Source organism: Paenibacillus sp. FSL H7-0442 (genome assembly GCF_038593105.1).
GTDB lineage: Bacteria > Bacillota > Bacilli > Paenibacillales > Paenibacillaceae > Paenibacillus > Paenibacillus polymyxa_D.
The window spans coordinates 1,696,713-1,712,096 of sequence record NZ_CP151963.1 but is presented as its reverse complement, the minus strand read 5'-3'; the positions used below and the strand labels follow the sequence as shown (position 1 = coordinate 1,712,096).

Sequence of the window (15,384 nt, the reverse complement as noted above, 5' to 3'; positions counted from 1 at the left end):
TGAATAACTTTCCTCTTTTTGATAGTATTATTCGTCGAGTAACGAACTATGAATCTACAATCTATCATAAAAAAGAAGGTTATTTGGTATGAGTTCCAAACGATCACGTTGGTTAGCCAAGCTTACCCTATCAGCAACGGCAGCCATCACAATATTCACAACATTCTCTTCATACTTAGCTGCTCCAGCAGCAGCATCCGGCGCTACGTTCCAAGATACTGCACACAGCTATGCCTATCAGTCTATTATTTCCCTGCACGCTAAAGGAATTTTGAACGGTACACGACCTGGTTACTTCTCTCCTAAAAAGGCTGTTACCAGAGCCGAATGGGTTACCGCACTGGACCGTACACTCGGTCTGGAGCCTGTACAAGCACCCGTTCCCTCCTACCGAGATGTTGCCAAAAAGACGTGGTACTATGGATGGATTGAAGCGGCTTCGCAGCTCAATATCGTTCAGGGGGGAACGTCTGCCACATTCCAACCTAATAGTCCTATAACCCGTCAAGAAGCGGCTTTGATGATCGCACGTCTCATCCGCTCTTCGGGCGGATCAGGAGATGCTACTTCCTCCTTTACAGATACTGGCGAAATTGCAGATTGGGCTCTTGATGCGGTAATCACCGTAAATCGTTACGGCTTTATGAAAGGTGAAAGTAACTATTTTCGTCCTGCATCCTCTCTGACTCGTGAAGAAACAGCGGTCTTACTGGAGCGACTGCTAACGTATTCAACAAAACATGCTAACCAAACTGCTTCCACCGCTTCTTCCATCCGAATTGGCTGGCAATATGATCAAACCATTCAGCAGTTTGAAAATACGGTGCTCCAATCCAACATCAACACCCTGTCACCACGTTGGTTTTTTCTGAATGAAACAGGTATTATCAGCGATTATACCAATTCATCGCTGCTCACCTGGGCCAAACAGCATCATAAAAATATCTGGGCGATGGTAGGCAACCGTTCCAACCTGGCACTGACGCACCAAATTTTGTCCAGTGAGGTTCTACGAAATACAACCATAAGTCAGCTTGCTAATGCTGTATCTGTACACGGTTTGAATGGACTTATCATTGATTTTGAAAATGTAGATGGTCAGGATCGTGCCCATTTAACATTGTTCGTCCAACAATTAAAAGCTAAGTTAAAAAGTCAGAATACGGTACTGGCGATTTGTGTATCTCCTGATTACGGAACGGACTGGACTGCCGCCTTTGATTATAAACAGCTTGGCGCTGCGGCAGACTATCTGATCTTGATGGGATATGACGAGCACTGGGGAGGCAGCTCGATCCCCGGCTCTGTGTCCTCACTGCCATGGCTCCGTGAAAGCGTGCGGCGTTTTGTACAAACCACCTATCCAGAGAAAGCGATCTTGGCGTTGCCATTATTTACACGGAACTGGACGCTTAACGCTAGCGGACAGTCAATCGCTTCCTCTGATATTTCACTAGATCAGCAAAACCAGCTCATATCCCGTTCCGTCTCCCAACCAATCTGGAATGAGGATATTCAGCAGTATACCGTGTCTTACAAAGACACGCAGCTTCATAAGCTGTGGCTCGAGGAAGGACGATCCTTCACTCGTAAGTATCGCTTGGGACAGGATGCTGGGTTTGCTGGCTTCGCCTACTGGTATGCGGGCGGAGCCAGCTCTGATCTGTGGTCCAGTGTAAAAAACGCTGACCGATTTATACAGCGTGGTTTATAAAATACAAAGCCTTCAACCTCACATGAAAAGTGAAGTTGAAGGCTTTTGGCATACATACTTAGCACCAGCCTATGACCGATATGCAACTTTCCCGTTTACAACTGTCATTCGTACCTTAACATCAAGTAAAGCTTGCGGGCTTTCCGATACATCACGGTCAATGACTGTAAAGTCAGCGGCTTTCCCTTCAGCTATCGTCCCTCTTTCATCAGCCTCACCAGCTGCTACTGCGCTTCCCGTGGTAAACAAACGAATGGCTTCATGTACATCCAGCTTTTCAGCGGGAAGATAGCCCTCATGCATTTCTTCCGGCTTGGCGCGAGTCACTGCCGCATGAATACCAAGAAAAGGGTTTAACGGCTCAATCGGCGCGTCACTACCTCCAGCACATGGAATGCCTGCTTCCAGTAGCTTTTTCCAGGCATATAAATATTCAGTCCGTTCTTTCCCCACCCGATCCAGTACCCAAGGGAAGTCACTTGCGACAAAACGGGGCTGGATGTCCGCGATCAGCGGCAGCTTCGCCATTCTCTTGACCAAATCACCCCTAAGCACCTGTCCGTGGATCAGACGATCTGGCAAACCGCTTTCCTCCGTGAGCGCATGGGCCTCCATCGCTGTCAAAATCATGTGCGCCGCCCCATCTCCTATGGCATGCACAGCCACGGGATAGCCTGCGGCTCTGACAGCAGCCACCATCTGATTCAGCTCCGGCTGCGGTTGAATCGCCATTCCGCAGGTATGCGGAGCATCACTATAGGGTTCAGACAATAATGCCGTTCTTCCACCAATAGCGCCATCGGCAAACATTTTTATCGCACCGATTTTAAACCACTCATTTCCGGTACCTGCACGCAGCCCTTGCACTTTCGCTTCTTCCAAAAATGGATGATAGATGAGCTGGTGTGTGCGAAAAGGAAGGCCTTCTTCTCTCAGCTCCCTGTAAATTCGCTGCATCGTCTCCACGCTGCCCAAAAAACGTAAATCCTCTGTGTGCGCAGCAGTCAGACCAAGCCGTAGCGCATCCAGGCAAGCCCGCCGAATCGTGTCCTTCTTAACCGAATAATCCGGTTCTGGCTGCACGCTAGTAAAGGCAAAGGAGGCTTCCTCATAAACCAATCCGTTCAACCGTCCATCTGCGTCTCGTCCATAGGCTCCCGAAGCCGGGTCAGGGGTGTCCTCGTTAATACCCGCACGTCGAAATGCCTCTGAATTGGCCAAAAACGTATGAAAGCACGTACGAGTGAGATATACCGGATGCTGATCTGTAATGGCATCCAGCTCGGATATATCCGGAATTTCAACAGGAATAAAAGCATTTTCGTTCCAGTTAAGTCCTAAAATCCACTCTCCCGGCGGTGTTACAGCGACCCGTTTGCGTAGCATAGCCAGCATCTCGCCCTTGGAGGTAGCTGATGTTAAATCGAGCATAGATAACTTCATACCATGCATAGATAAATGCATATGTGAATCGGTTAAGCCTGGCAGTACATAGGCATCTTCCCAATCCACGGTTTCATATTCCTTACCGGACAACTGCAATTCAAGCTCCCGAGCATATCCGACGGCCTGTATCCGACCCTGCTGTACAACGATGGAGTCTCCTTTGGAAGCCCACTCCCCATACAACCGGCCGTGCTTGAACAAAACGAATGTCAACGCCACTCATCTCCTTTTTTCAACTATACGCATACCCACTTCATATTACGCCTGTGTTGCCACTTCCAAGCGTAGTGTATTTATATCTATCTGCTGCACCTGCTCGGCAAATTGGTCATGAGCTGCACAGACAGCCATTTTATAATCCTGATCCAGCTCATACTGCTTAAAATGATAATACTCGGTGGTAAAGCCCTCTGTCGTGAAGCCTATGAATGGTTGTGCCTTTAGCTCAAATGAAAAAGACTTCAACGGTAGGGTTAGTCCCTGCCCCTCGGCCTTCACAAAGCTTTCCTTAAGCGTCCATAGATCGTAAAAATAGGATAAGCGGCTGTCTGCATCCTGACGCATTAACGCATCATACTCTGTGTCCGAAAAGCACACCCTACCTACCTCAAAATCAATAGGACGGAGCTGCTCAATGTCGATTCCAAGCGGGTGATCATCAATAGCGCATACCACCCATTTTCCCGAGTGAGAAACATTAAAATGGAATGCAGGTGCATTTATTAAGGAAGGCTTACCGAATGCATTGTATGTAAATTGAAGACTGGCATTCGATACCTTCAATTGCCGACAGGCCAACCATCTTAGCAGTACATCGGCATATAAGCCCCTCAAAGCATCTTCCCGATGTAAAAAACGATCTAACTTGTGCTGCTTTTCTAGTGAAACCCGAGGTACCAGTAATTCGTAATGCTCCTCAGCTTCCGGCTTGCTCGTATCAATCGCGTATATTTTCATGGTCGCCTCCTATATACCTAATGAATATCAGCCAGTTTGTAACACTCACCGTTCGATGGAAGTCTGTTAGATATGGATGGCGTGTGCCGTGTACATGGTCAATATACTACTCTAGCACTTTCAATTCAATATGGATACAATTGGGATAAGTAGCTCTATTAAAACTACTTTATAGAGTCCATTAATGAAAGCGCTTTAAAATAAAGCATACAGAGGAGGACGAAACAATGAAATATGATTTTGCCCGCTTGCTGTGTATTATGCTCTCTATTTTGCTGACGTTGAGCATTTTTCAGATGTTTTCACCTAAGATCGCTTCAGCCGCTTCAGCGAATGTCGTGAATGGCATTCAGTTTAAAGATACAGATGGAAACGTAGTCCATGCCCATGGGGGTGGTATGATTAAAGTAGACGGTTACTATTATTGGTTTGGTGAAAATCGTAATCCCAACGGCACGTTCAAGGCGGTATCCGCCTACCGTTCCTCTGATTTAAAAAACTGGGAGTTTCGTAAAAACGTACTGACCAGCAGCTCCGCCGTAGAGCTGAATGTTTCGAATATTGAACGTCCGAAAGTGATTTATAATGAAAAAACACGCAAATACGTATTATGGATGCACAAGGAGAATGGGGTTAATTACAACGAGGCCCGAGTGGCTGTCGCCTCCTCCGATACGGTGGACGGCGATTACACATATCAGGGTAGCTTCCGTCCTCTGGATTACGATTCGCGCGATATGACCGTATACAACGATAACGGTACAGCTTACCTTATTTCGGCTACCCGGGTAAACGCGGATCTGAACATTTATCGTCTGACACCGGATTTTCTGCAAGTTGAATCGCTGGTGACTACACTTTGGCCTGGACAATACCGTGAAGCTCCAGCGATGTTCAAAAAAGGAGACGTCTACTTCCTGATTACATCAGGGGCGACCGGCTGGAATCCCAATCAGGCCAAGTATGCTACCGCATCCAGCATTGAAGGAACCTGGAGTAATACGATAAACTTTGGGGACGGTACGACTTATGGTTCACAGTCGGCTTACGTGATTCCTGTTGAAGGTGCCCAGACAACTTCATACCTGTATTTGGGCGACCGTTGGGCGGGTGCGTGGAGCGGTCCTGTGCAGGATTCTCAATATGTATGGTTGCCACTGCGTTTTCCAACAGCGACTTCATTAGCTATGGATTGGTTCGACAGCATTAATATTGACACCGCCAGTGGTGTGGTCGAGGGGATAACGACCCCAATTGCCATTGATCCGGATGCCTATTATCAGCTAGTGAATCGCAAGAGCAATAAGCCACTAAGCATTATTGGCAATGCAACGACGGACGGCGCAGACCTGGAACAGCGTGCAGATGCGGGAACAGCAAGCCAACAATGGCAACTCAAAGATGCAGGCAGCGGATATTATAAAATTGTGAACCGCAGCAGCGGAAAGCTAATTGGTGTTGAAAGCGGTACTACAACGGATGGTACAGTTATTGAGCAGTGGAGCGACGGAGGCTGGTCCAGTCAGCACTGGCAATTAGTATCCGTAACCGGTGGTTATTACAAGCTGAAAAATCGGGCAACTGGCAAGCTGATCGATATTTCTGAAGGCGCCACCGCCGATGGAGCCAAAGCCATTCAATGGGGCGATAATGGTGGGACAAATCAGCATTTCCGTGTAGTTAAAGTAGAATAGCCCAAGTTATTTTCAAAAGGAGCCGTATTCCAAGCAGATCATGGTGACTGCTAACGGAAATAACGGCTCCTTTTTACGTAAAACGATGAAATTGATAATCTTTAGTACGTTACAGTTCCCACGGATAATCTGTTGTCAGAAAACTAGCCAGCTGCTTGCTTTCTTCCCTCCGCTGACGCCGTATGGCTGCGCGTGATGGAGCCGTCTGGTGCAATTGTAACTGCTCTTCTGTTTCTGGAATCACCTGCGGCACGGTCACTTTACGGTTGTTCTCGTCCAATGCCACAAAGGTCAGGAAGGCGGTGGCTGCGATTTTTCGGTCGCCAGTCATTAGTCCTTCACGAATTACCTTTACGAACACCTCCATCGAGCTACGGCCTGTCCAGGTTACGAACGCTTCTAGCGTGACAGAATCACTCGGATGGATAGGTAGCAAAAAATCCACCGAATCCGTAGAGGCTGTAACTGTGTTCGTACGACACAGCTTAGCAGCTGCAATAGATGCGATATCGTCGATATACGACATCAATCGGCCGCCGAAGAGCGTGTTATGATTGTTGATATCGTTGGGAAATACTCGGGATGTCTTAAAGCAGTAGGTTTCTCGGATGTACTTGCTTTCCATGGGTTCTTTCCTCTCTTTTCCTCGTTGCTCTCTTTTATATCTCAGGATTTTGCAAAATCCTGATGTGGAAGCCTGTTTTAGACTATGCTAATCATCCCACTAATCCGCATAATAAATCAATACATAAAAATCGGCATCCTCATCCGAATCATTGCGGTAGGTATGTATGTCAGATACTTGAAATTGCACGGCATCCCCTGCACTCAGCTTGAGCTGTTGCCCCTGCATCTCAAAGTACATTTCCCCACGGATCATGAGAATCGTTTCCTCTCCCAGATGCTTCTCTGCCTGGTGTGTAAAGCCTGGCTTCAGACTTACCGTGAACACCTCAAACTTCTTTTCCGCGTGATACGGGAATACAGGGTAAACAAAATAGTTACCGTCCTCATCAATAACCGGATGCAGGTCTTCCCTTCGAATCTTCGTGATTTGCGGCGGGTCTTCTTTAAGAAAGGTGGAGAAGGATACGTGCAAACCGTTCGCAATTTTCCAAAGGGTTGTTACCGTAGGATTGGATTTCCCCTTCTCAATCTGAGCCAGCATCCCTTTGCTGACCCCTGTCAGTTCAGCCACCTTATCCAAACTTAATCCTCTAGTCTTCCTGATTTGAGCCAAATTAGAGCCAATAATATACTGCATTGAATCCACGGACGATGCCTCCTTGTATCCAAAAGTCTATATAAGAAGAATACACAAAAGACTGTGTGTTCGCTATATATAGAAGCCGATCAAGGTATATACAAGGCTTAAACGGGAAGTAGGCATGCTATAATTTACTGTAATATGGTCAGGTTCCTCGTTAACTTCAACATGCCAATAAAAACATTTGACATTGAATATAAATGTCCTTAAACTTCACTTATTAAAACGTTTTTGAAAACCATTGTAATATCCTGAAGGAGGGCTGCTATCCTATGACTTTTCCGTCCCTGAACACCCAACAGGTGAGAAAACCAACGTTGACTATCTAGGAGGGACTAAATTTGAATCCGCAAACCCGCAAGTCCCGTTACATGTACACGATGCAGCTGGCGACAATTTTTATTGGCTTTATTGTATTTGGCATCTCGGAAAATATTAAAGGCCCTGCTATTCCACGCATTCAATTCGACTTCAATCTGGATGAACAGCAGCTCGGAACATTGTTGTCTCTAAACGCACTTGGTTATTTGATTGCCTGCTCGTTCACCGCCGTTCTTGTCCGTAAGTGGGGAATCAAGGCGGTCAGCATCATTTCCTTTGCTTCCATGATCATCTCGGGAGTGTTCATCTATCTGTCGCACACGTATCCTTTCTTCGCCTCGTCCTACTTCTTGATGTATATTGGGAACGGCATGCTGGAGATTGCGCTCGCCATTTTGGGGGCGAGGATTTTTGTGAAAAATACCGGCACGATGATGAATTTGTCCCACTTTTTCTATGGGCTCAGCTCAACAGTCGCCCCTTTGCTGGCGACGGGAGTCATGTCACTGACGGTATTTGGACATACGCTGGACTGGCGGGGGATGTATCTGGCTATGTTGTCGCTCTGCCTGCTGCCGATTGTGGCCGCGCTGCTCAGTACCTTCCCGGGAGACGATCTGCAGCATGAGGAACGGACCTCACTCAAGACCCTAACCCGCGATCCGGCACTCTGGATGATGGTAATGATCCTGTCGTTTGGGGTAGTCTCTGAGCTCGCAGTTGGGGGCTGGCTAGTCAACTTCTTAGAGAAAGCGTATTCATGGAGTACGGTGAAGGCGTCCAGCATGCTCTCAGCGTTCTTTCTTACCTTCTCGTTGGGGCGCCTGTTGCTTGGTCCGCTCACTGACCGGATGGGGTTTGTGCTTTCGACGATTCTATTCTCCGCCTTCTCAGCGATATGTACGTTCGCAGCAATCGCGGGTGGGGAGAGACTGGCGTTTCTCTTTGCCGTATCGGGTGCAGGCATTGCAATGATCTATCCGACCGTGATGGCGTTCATAGCACGGAGATATCCGAAGGACAGTGATACAGCTATTACGTTCGTCGTCACGCTGATGGGTATAGGTAGTGTCATTGGCAACTATGTGATCGGCTGGGTAATCGAAGGGGTCAAGATAGTCTACGGCGCAACTACTGAGCTTGGCATGTTGCGCGGGCTCCAGGCGGGATATGGAGTTATCGGTCTATGCGCAGCCATCTGCGCGGTCTCGGGAATTATTCTCTACAGATATCTGAAAAAACGGCAGGAGCTTATATAAGTCACCATCTTAGGGTTGTCCCATAAGTCATGAACTGACTGGGACGCCCTTTTTTTACGAACTCCCCATTCAGTCAAAACAGTCCTTGTATGAACACATCCGATTTGAACACCGCTTTTGGATGCTGGCTGCTGCCAAATCGTCTGCAACCGGAACACGAGCGAAGCTTTTTGGTAAATACATAGTCTTCTTTGGGTTGTCATAGTAAATCAAACAGCTTTTTAAGGACTATTCAATATAACATACAATTGTGTAATATATTGATACTTTACGACTTCCGTTATATACTATTAAAAAATTTATACACTGGGGGTAAGATTAAAATGTCCATAGCTTCGGAGTTGAGCGGAACGAAGCATGATTCACTCAGCTTTTTACAAGGGGTTAAAGATTGCATTCCTACATTGCTTGGTTATGTATGCATTGGGTTCGCGGCAGGGATTGTGGGCGCTTCGTCAGGGGTTAGCACCATGGAAATTGCCCTGATGTCGGCGCTTGTATACGCAGGAGCCTCCCAGTTTATTATGTGCTCAATGCTGGCTGTAGCCAGTCCTCCATCCGTCATTATTTTAACGACATTCATTGTGAATGCCCGCCATCTGCTGCTAAGTGCATCGCTGGCTCCTTACTTTTCTAAATATTCACTATGGAAAAACATAGGTATCGGCGTTCTTTTGACGGATGAATCCTTTGGGGTAGCGTCTGATAAATTGGCTAAAGGCGGACAGGTCAGTGACCGTTGGATGAACGGGCTTAATATTACAGCTTATCTCGCCTGGATTGCATCCTGTGTGGCAGGAGGGATTCTCGGAAACTGGATTTCCCGACCGGAGGCTTTTGGTCTGGATTTTGCCTTGCCTGCGATGTTTCTTGCCCTACTCATTTCCCAGCTCCAAAGTGTCCATACCTCCAAACTCAAGCATCGTCTGCTGCTTGTGCTATGTATGGCTGTTCTGATGTACCTTTTGTCCTGGTGGGTGCCGTCACATATTGCTGTCATTGTAGCGACCATGATCACCGCAACGATTGGAGTGTTAACCGACAAATGAACATTAATCCCCATGTCCTGTATATCATTATCGGTGCCATGATTGTCACGGCGATCCCAAGGATCATTCCCTTTGTCGTGCTGCAAAGGCTGGCGCTACCCAAGCCAGTGCTACAATGGCTTTCCTATATTCCTATTTGTATTTTCACTGCACTCGTGATGGAAAATCTGCTCGTCCGAACCGAGACCTCCGTCACTTTTAATGGGCAAGTGCTTATGGCTGTCTTTCCAACGCTAGTGACCGCCTTGTGGAGCAAAAACCTGCTGGCTACCGTCGTTGTCGGTATTGTGAGTATGGCTGTAGTTCGACTTTTATGGATGGGGTAGATCAAAAAAGGGTGTAGAACTAACTATAGTTAAATCGTGAAATCAAGTATATATAGGTTGTGTCTGATTTATTGAAGAATCATTTACAAATTTATATAAATGATAAAAATAACCTTTATTCTCTATTAAATAATCAAAGGAACCTTCTTCTACTACTCTTCCATCTGACATAACAAATATCTTATCATATTTCTGCAATGCAGCTTTAGACAAACGATGCGTTACTACCAAACATGTAATAGTTTCGAGACCTAATATCACCTCTTCAATGGCATTCGCCGTTTCACTATCCAAAGATGAAGTTGCTTCATCAAGGAGTAATAACGGTGTTTGCCTAATTAAGGTTCTGGCAATCGCAATTCTTTGTTTTTCTCCCCCTGATAGCCTCCCTCCTTTTTCACCAATCTGTGTGTCCAAACCATAAGGCAATTTATCGATAAGTTTATTAAGCCCAGAGGCACTTATCACATTGGAAAGAATCTCATCTTGGAACGATTGATACATTGTAATATTTTCTTTAATACTGCCATCGAATAAAAAAACGTCTTGCTGCACAACCGATTCTAACCGACACCAATCCTCAGCAGATATGAACTTTAAATCCAAATCATCTACATAAATAATTCCATCATAAACATCATATTGTTTCATTAGGAGCTTAAGCAAAGTAGACTTTCCAGACCCGCTAGGCCCTACAAGGGCATATTTCCCCCCTTTATTCAAAACCATGTTAATATCATGTAAATTTAGGTGATTTCGGGCATAACCAAAGCTCACATTTGTAAAACGAACTGAGTGTTCTATTGATGTTTTTTTTATATATTGGTTACCATCCTGATCTTCGTGTAAAATTTCTAATATTTTAGCCGAAATATCACGCAATGCCCTAATTTGAGTTATGTATTGAATACTCATATATACTGGATTGACAACTTTATTAGTCAACTGTACACAAGCGATCATAGTACCTAGTGTGATAGCTCCTCGAATGGATAAAAAACTGCCAACAAGAAATACAGAGATAAACATTACTCCGCCAAATACATCGCTCAATGAGCTTACATAAGCATTTAATTTAAAAAATAAATACTTATTATTTTCAACGACAGTATTATTCAAACTAAATTGCTGCTCCACATGTTGCTCTACTCCATAGCTTTTAATAACAGCAAATCCAGAAAAAAAATCATTTATTTTTATCGTAAATTTTTCTAAAGCATCTGCAATATTTCGTTTTCCAGCTCGGATTTTTTTTTCAAAAATACGTGGAATTAAAATAGATATTAGTGTAAGTAAAAGTAATATAACAACAATATTAGGACTCAAAACAAACATAGCAAAAAGAGCCGCCAAAAACGAAACTCCTGTACTGGTCAAAGAAAATATATTTTTTAAGTAATCATCCTCAATCATTTTAATATCATTATTCATGATCGAAATGTACTTTGCACTATGGTTTGAAGTAAACTGAGAATGGTCTTTATATAGAATATGTTGGAAAACAATCTCTTTTAAAAGCAACACCGTCTTACAGAGATAAGAAGATTGCGATAAAACATTTTTACGAGAGAGTTAATTATAATGAAGCCTATTGCAATTAAGGAAATTTCAATAAACTGCTTTTCCCCCTGCGATGTGGCGGTGTCTATTAAACTTTTGAATATAAAGGCTAGATAAATATCGAGCAAACTAGCGAGACTGATCATAAAAATGACTACAAAAAACCTATATTTATATTTAAATAGAAATAAAGTCATTTTCCTGCCTTCAGAAAAAGGTATTCACATATGAATTATTCCTTTAGACTTAGCTGCCATTACGGCCTCAGTTCTTGTATGAACATTGAATTTACTAAATATATGTGTCAAATGATATTCGACTGTCCTCTGGCTAACATATAAAAGGGCTGCTAGCTCTTTGTTGCTTTTTCCTAGTGCTAACCCTTCTAGAATTGAGCGTTCCTTAGGGCTGATTAATATATCATCATATTCTGGAATGGTATGTAAGCTTTGAAATAATTCCATTGGTAACGTAGCCAATCCATCTAAAGCATTACGAATGGTCCGCATCAATTGTGCCGATGTAGCTGTCTTATACACAATGCCGGAGATGCCAAGTTTCAATAACTGCTTTATTTTGGGAGACTTATGGTTTGAAATGCTTATTATTATTGGCCGATCTCTTCTGTATATGGGCTCCAGCTCATCCAAACTGATTAATTCTATATCACAAACTAATAGTTGCTAATCCTCAAATATACCTTTTTCAATAAAATCAGTATACGATCTAAAAAAAAATGCATACATGTCCTTTTCCGGCTCAATCCATACTTTGAGTTTATTTTGCCAAGTCAATTGATTTTCTATGATTACAATGGTATTTATATCGATCACCCCCTTGCCTCCTAGAGCTAAAATAAAGGCTCACTGAATGTAAACCAATTTATTTACCATAAATTTCGTACCTTTTTGAATTAAATAGTAAAGCTGCAAAACTTCCTGAAATTATTGTAACAATTACATTCATTACTACTGAATCCCAATGAATTGTTTCTTTAATGTCGGGAAAGGTTGGTCGATTGGAAAAGGTACTTATTGTAAGCATATTGGCGTACTGTTTAAAAGATTCTAGTGATGATGTTCCAATGCTCCAATGCCAATGCCAAGACCCTTTTATTATTAAAGCAAATTGAAAGCCGATTACTGCAATAAAAATAAAGGCAATCAATAGGTGACCTGTCGCTACCTTTTTACTCACCCATTTTGCTAAAGAGATTGCAAACCCCATCAATGAAAGCCCACTTAACATTCCAAAAAACTTTGAGCAAAATAAATATAAAATACCTTCGGAAGGACTAGTTGACTGCACAATGCGCGTTAAGTATAACCCTTGCGGATTAAGAAAAATCTCTATGAGAGTTGCCCCCCATACAACCATAATTCCAATTAAAAATACTATTGATTTAATAAAAAATAGACTTGATGTTTTGAGTGGTAGCATATGATTAAGTGTCATTTTTCCTATAAAAAACTCATTGTAAAAGTCCATAAATATGTAAATGGGTATCAATATCCCTATAACCATATTGATTAGTAGATAAGAGAATGCTAATTGTTGATGATTATTAATTAAAAAATGAAGACTAAATATACCGCTTAAGATCGTAAGAATAGCAAACACCATAAAATGTCTTTTGATTTCTACTTTAAATATATGAGAAAATAACATATTAAGCCCCTTTTCAATGAAATAGCCGCCTGTTTAGTAAAAAACAGGCGGTAATACAGAAGATTTTGTTTAAACATACAAGACACAAGAATTTTTGTTATCTACAAGACAAAATGCAGGAGTTACAGAGTTCATTACTTTTTGAGGTTTTACAATCCACCGCATTCAACTCACCTCCTTTCAAATATATTAATAGCTATAGTTAAATTTTCCAGATTTATTGATGACGAAAGTTAAAACTAAGCATTTGAATTAAGTTGTTCAATACTAAAATTTTCGCTAATATGTCCAATTAAATAGTTCTTATTTCCAACCGTATTCCAACACTTCTGAATACCTCCATCTGGCTGAATGACCATAGAGTTAGCTGCGATTGCAGCGCAAGCAACCGGTTCATACTGAGGATAGTAAGATATATTCAATCCTTTTTCTAATGCGCATTCGTATAATTTTATAATTACCTTTGAAAAATCTTTATTCGCATAACAACTGCTGTTGCTAACACATCCCCCTGCGCTATATTCAGTAGTTGCTGAAAAATAAATACTTACCTTGTCTTTGAAAAGTTGCCTTCCCATATATTCAATATACTCATTCATAAAATGAATATTATCCAAATCCACATTTGTTCTAATCGTAATATGGATAAATTCACATGATTTATTAATATTTTCTATAATTTTATCAAAAGTGCCCTCTTTATTAGCTAATATTCTTCTTTGATCGTGGCTTTTTTTTGAACCATCTATTGTAATTTGGATCCTTTTAACACCTAATTCTTTCAATTTCTTAGCCCGGTCAGATGTAAGTAAATATCCATTGCTTACCATAAAATGATCAATGGATATTTTATTTTTATTAGCGATAAAGTTTATACGCTCCATAAGACTGGTTATATTTTTAAATTCAAGTAATGGTTCACCTCCTGTCCAATTCACAATAATACGTTTAAAATGTAATTCTTCAACCGACTTTTCTATATAAGTCAGAATTTCATTCTGTATTTTTTGCGAAAAAGCTCTCTTTCCTGATTTAGAAGTCAAATTTTCAAAACAATAAGAACATCTAAAATTACAGCTAAATGTAGGCAAAATAGTTAAATTCAAGGTCTCATTCTGATGTCTAACTATTTTGAACTGTTCCTCCATCTGGTCTAGTTCTTTTATAGGCCCTACATATAGGAACTGACCTTGAAGTAATTGTTCTTTCTCTGCACAATGTTCAAGATAGTCCATATCTTTTTGAATTAAGGCATTATACAAACCCTTATGTATTTCACCGAATCCATTCGATAAGCTGTTATAAATTAAATAACTTTCCTCATCAGAATCATTTAATAGCAAATATTCGTTGTAAGATGAAACTCGCAAAATTAATCCTCCTCATCTTAGATCATAGACTTGAATATTTCCTCTATAGACTGTTCATATTCGTCTCTTATATCTTTTACATTTCCTTGTAGCAGTACCTTTCCGTCATTCACAAATGCTACATCAGTAAACAATTTTTCAACATCATTAATTAAATGAGTACTTATAATAACCGCACTAGTAGGATCAAAGTTATCAAGTATAATTTGTATAATCTTATCCCGTGTAGAAGGATCCACAGCCGCCAAAGGTTCATCCAAAATATACAGCGTTGCTTTCCTTGCAAAAGCCAAGGAAATACTTAATCTTTCCTGCATTCCTTTAGATAAAGATTTAATTTTGTCGTTTATATCCAAACCCAATGATTTCACCATTTTGTATGCTAAACCTCGGTTAAAATCGACAAAAGAATGTTCAAAAAAAGCAATAGCTTGCTCGATGGTCATCCACTGGTAAAGAAATTCTCTATCAGGCAAATAAGAAACGATCTTCTTCGTTTCAACACTAGGTTTCAAACCTTTAATACGAATCTCACCTCTATAATCCCTCAGCAGAGATACGATGAGTTTCATTAATGTCGTTTTCCCTGCTCCATTGGGACCAAGAAGTCCTAAGATAGTTCCAGGCTTTATTGAAAGAGTTAATGAGTCAAGAGCTTTTTTACTACCATACTTCTTTGTAACATTATTACAATTCAATATATAATCCAATATACCAACCCCTTATAAGTATCCTATAATATTATTTAAAACT

General features: G+C 42.0%; 14 protein-coding genes. 5 read left to right on the top strand and 9 right to left on the bottom strand.

Annotated features, from left to right (window positions below; all coding sequences use genetic code 11):
* The first annotated feature begins 88 nt into the window (after window positions 1-88).
* A complete protein-coding gene (locus MHH57_RS07760; protein WP_342435003.1) occupies window positions 89-1,714 on the top strand; it encodes an S-layer homology domain-containing protein in 1,626 nt (541 codons plus the stop codon).
* 69 nt (window positions 1,715-1,783) lie between these two features.
* Here the strand turns inward: MHH57_RS07760 and MHH57_RS07755 are convergent, their stop codons facing one another.
* Window positions 1,784-3,373: an amidohydrolase gene (locus MHH57_RS07755; protein WP_340954946.1), complete on the bottom strand. Its 1,590-nt coding sequence runs from the start codon at window positions 3,371-3,373 to the stop codon at window positions 1,784-1,786.
* Between the two features lie 45 nt (window positions 3,374-3,418).
* Window positions 3,419-4,117: a 4'-phosphopantetheinyl transferase superfamily protein gene (locus tag MHH57_RS07750; protein WP_029516546.1), complete on the bottom strand. Its 699-nt coding sequence runs from the start codon at window positions 4,115-4,117 to the stop codon at window positions 3,419-3,421.
* A gap of 227 nt (window positions 4,118-4,344) precedes the next feature.
* Here MHH57_RS07750 and MHH57_RS07745 point away from each other — a divergent pair, with 227 nt between their 5' ends.
* On the top strand, window positions 4,345-5,811 hold the full coding sequence (locus tag MHH57_RS07745) for an RICIN domain-containing protein (RefSeq protein WP_029516545.1): 1,467 nt from the start codon (window positions 4,345-4,347) through the stop codon (window positions 5,809-5,811).
* A gap of 109 nt (window positions 5,812-5,920) precedes the next feature.
* Here the strand turns inward: MHH57_RS07745 and MHH57_RS07740 are convergent, their stop codons facing one another.
* The gene (locus tag MHH57_RS07740) at window positions 5,921-6,436 is read right to left on the bottom strand and encodes an acyl-CoA thioesterase (RefSeq protein ID WP_013309488.1); all 516 of its coding nucleotides are present in this window, start codon (window positions 6,434-6,436) and stop codon (window positions 5,921-5,923) included.
* Between the two features lie 99 nt (window positions 6,437-6,535).
* Window positions 6,536-7,084, bottom strand: coding sequence for a helix-turn-helix domain-containing protein (locus MHH57_RS07735; RefSeq protein WP_029516544.1), 549 nt, complete (start codon window positions 7,082-7,084; stop codon window positions 6,536-6,538).
* 335 nt (window positions 7,085-7,419) lie between these two features.
* Between MHH57_RS07735 and MHH57_RS07730 the strand changes: the two genes are divergently transcribed.
* The 3 genes from MHH57_RS07730 to MHH57_RS07720 all read left to right on the top strand — a co-directional run bounded on the left by MHH57_RS07730 (window position 7,420) and on the right by MHH57_RS07720 (window position 10,033).
* Window positions 7,420-8,658, top strand: a complete 1,239-nt coding sequence (locus tag MHH57_RS07730) for an MFS transporter (protein ID WP_029516543.1) — start codon at window positions 7,420-7,422, stop codon at window positions 8,656-8,658.
* 323 nt (window positions 8,659-8,981) lie between these two features.
* The gene (locus MHH57_RS07725) at window positions 8,982-9,707 is read left to right on the top strand and encodes an AzlC family ABC transporter permease (protein ID WP_165145137.1); all 726 of its coding nucleotides are present in this window, start codon (window positions 8,982-8,984) and stop codon (window positions 9,705-9,707) included.
* Window positions 9,704-10,033: an AzlD domain-containing protein gene (locus MHH57_RS07720; RefSeq protein ID WP_029516541.1), complete on the top strand. Its 330-nt coding sequence runs from the start codon at window positions 9,704-9,706 to the stop codon at window positions 10,031-10,033. Before MHH57_RS07725 ends, MHH57_RS07720 begins: the two co-directional genes overlap by 4 nt.
* A gap of 42 nt (window positions 10,034-10,075) precedes the next feature.
* Here MHH57_RS07720 and MHH57_RS07715 read toward each other — a convergent pair whose 3' ends face one another.
* The 5 genes from MHH57_RS07715 to MHH57_RS07695 all read right to left on the bottom strand — a co-directional run bounded on the left by MHH57_RS07715 (window position 10,076) and on the right by MHH57_RS07695 (window position 15,341).
* Entirely contained in the window at window positions 10,076-11,557 is a 1,482-nt protein-coding gene (locus MHH57_RS07715) for an ABC transporter ATP-binding protein (RefSeq protein ID WP_342435002.1), read from the bottom strand.
* Window positions 11,558-11,814: 257 nt separating this feature from the next.
* Window positions 11,815-12,156: a response regulator transcription factor gene (locus MHH57_RS07710; protein WP_342435001.1), complete on the bottom strand. Its 342-nt coding sequence runs from the start codon at window positions 12,154-12,156 to the stop codon at window positions 11,815-11,817.
* A 319-nt stretch (window positions 12,157-12,475) separates the two neighbouring features.
* Window positions 12,476-13,081 carry a hypothetical protein gene (locus MHH57_RS07705; RefSeq protein WP_342435000.1) on the bottom strand — a complete coding sequence of 202 codons (606 nt, stop codon included), beginning with the start codon at window positions 13,079-13,081 and terminating at the stop codon, window positions 12,476-12,478.
* 419 nt (window positions 13,082-13,500) lie between these two features.
* Window positions 13,501-14,631, bottom strand: coding sequence for a radical SAM protein (locus MHH57_RS07700; protein WP_342434999.1), 1,131 nt, complete (start codon window positions 14,629-14,631; stop codon window positions 13,501-13,503).
* 17 nt (window positions 14,632-14,648) lie between these two features.
* Window positions 14,649-15,341, bottom strand: a complete 693-nt coding sequence (locus MHH57_RS07695) for an ABC transporter ATP-binding protein (RefSeq protein WP_029516538.1) — start codon at window positions 15,339-15,341, stop codon at window positions 14,649-14,651.
* Between the last annotated feature and the right edge of the window lie 43 nt (window positions 15,342-15,384).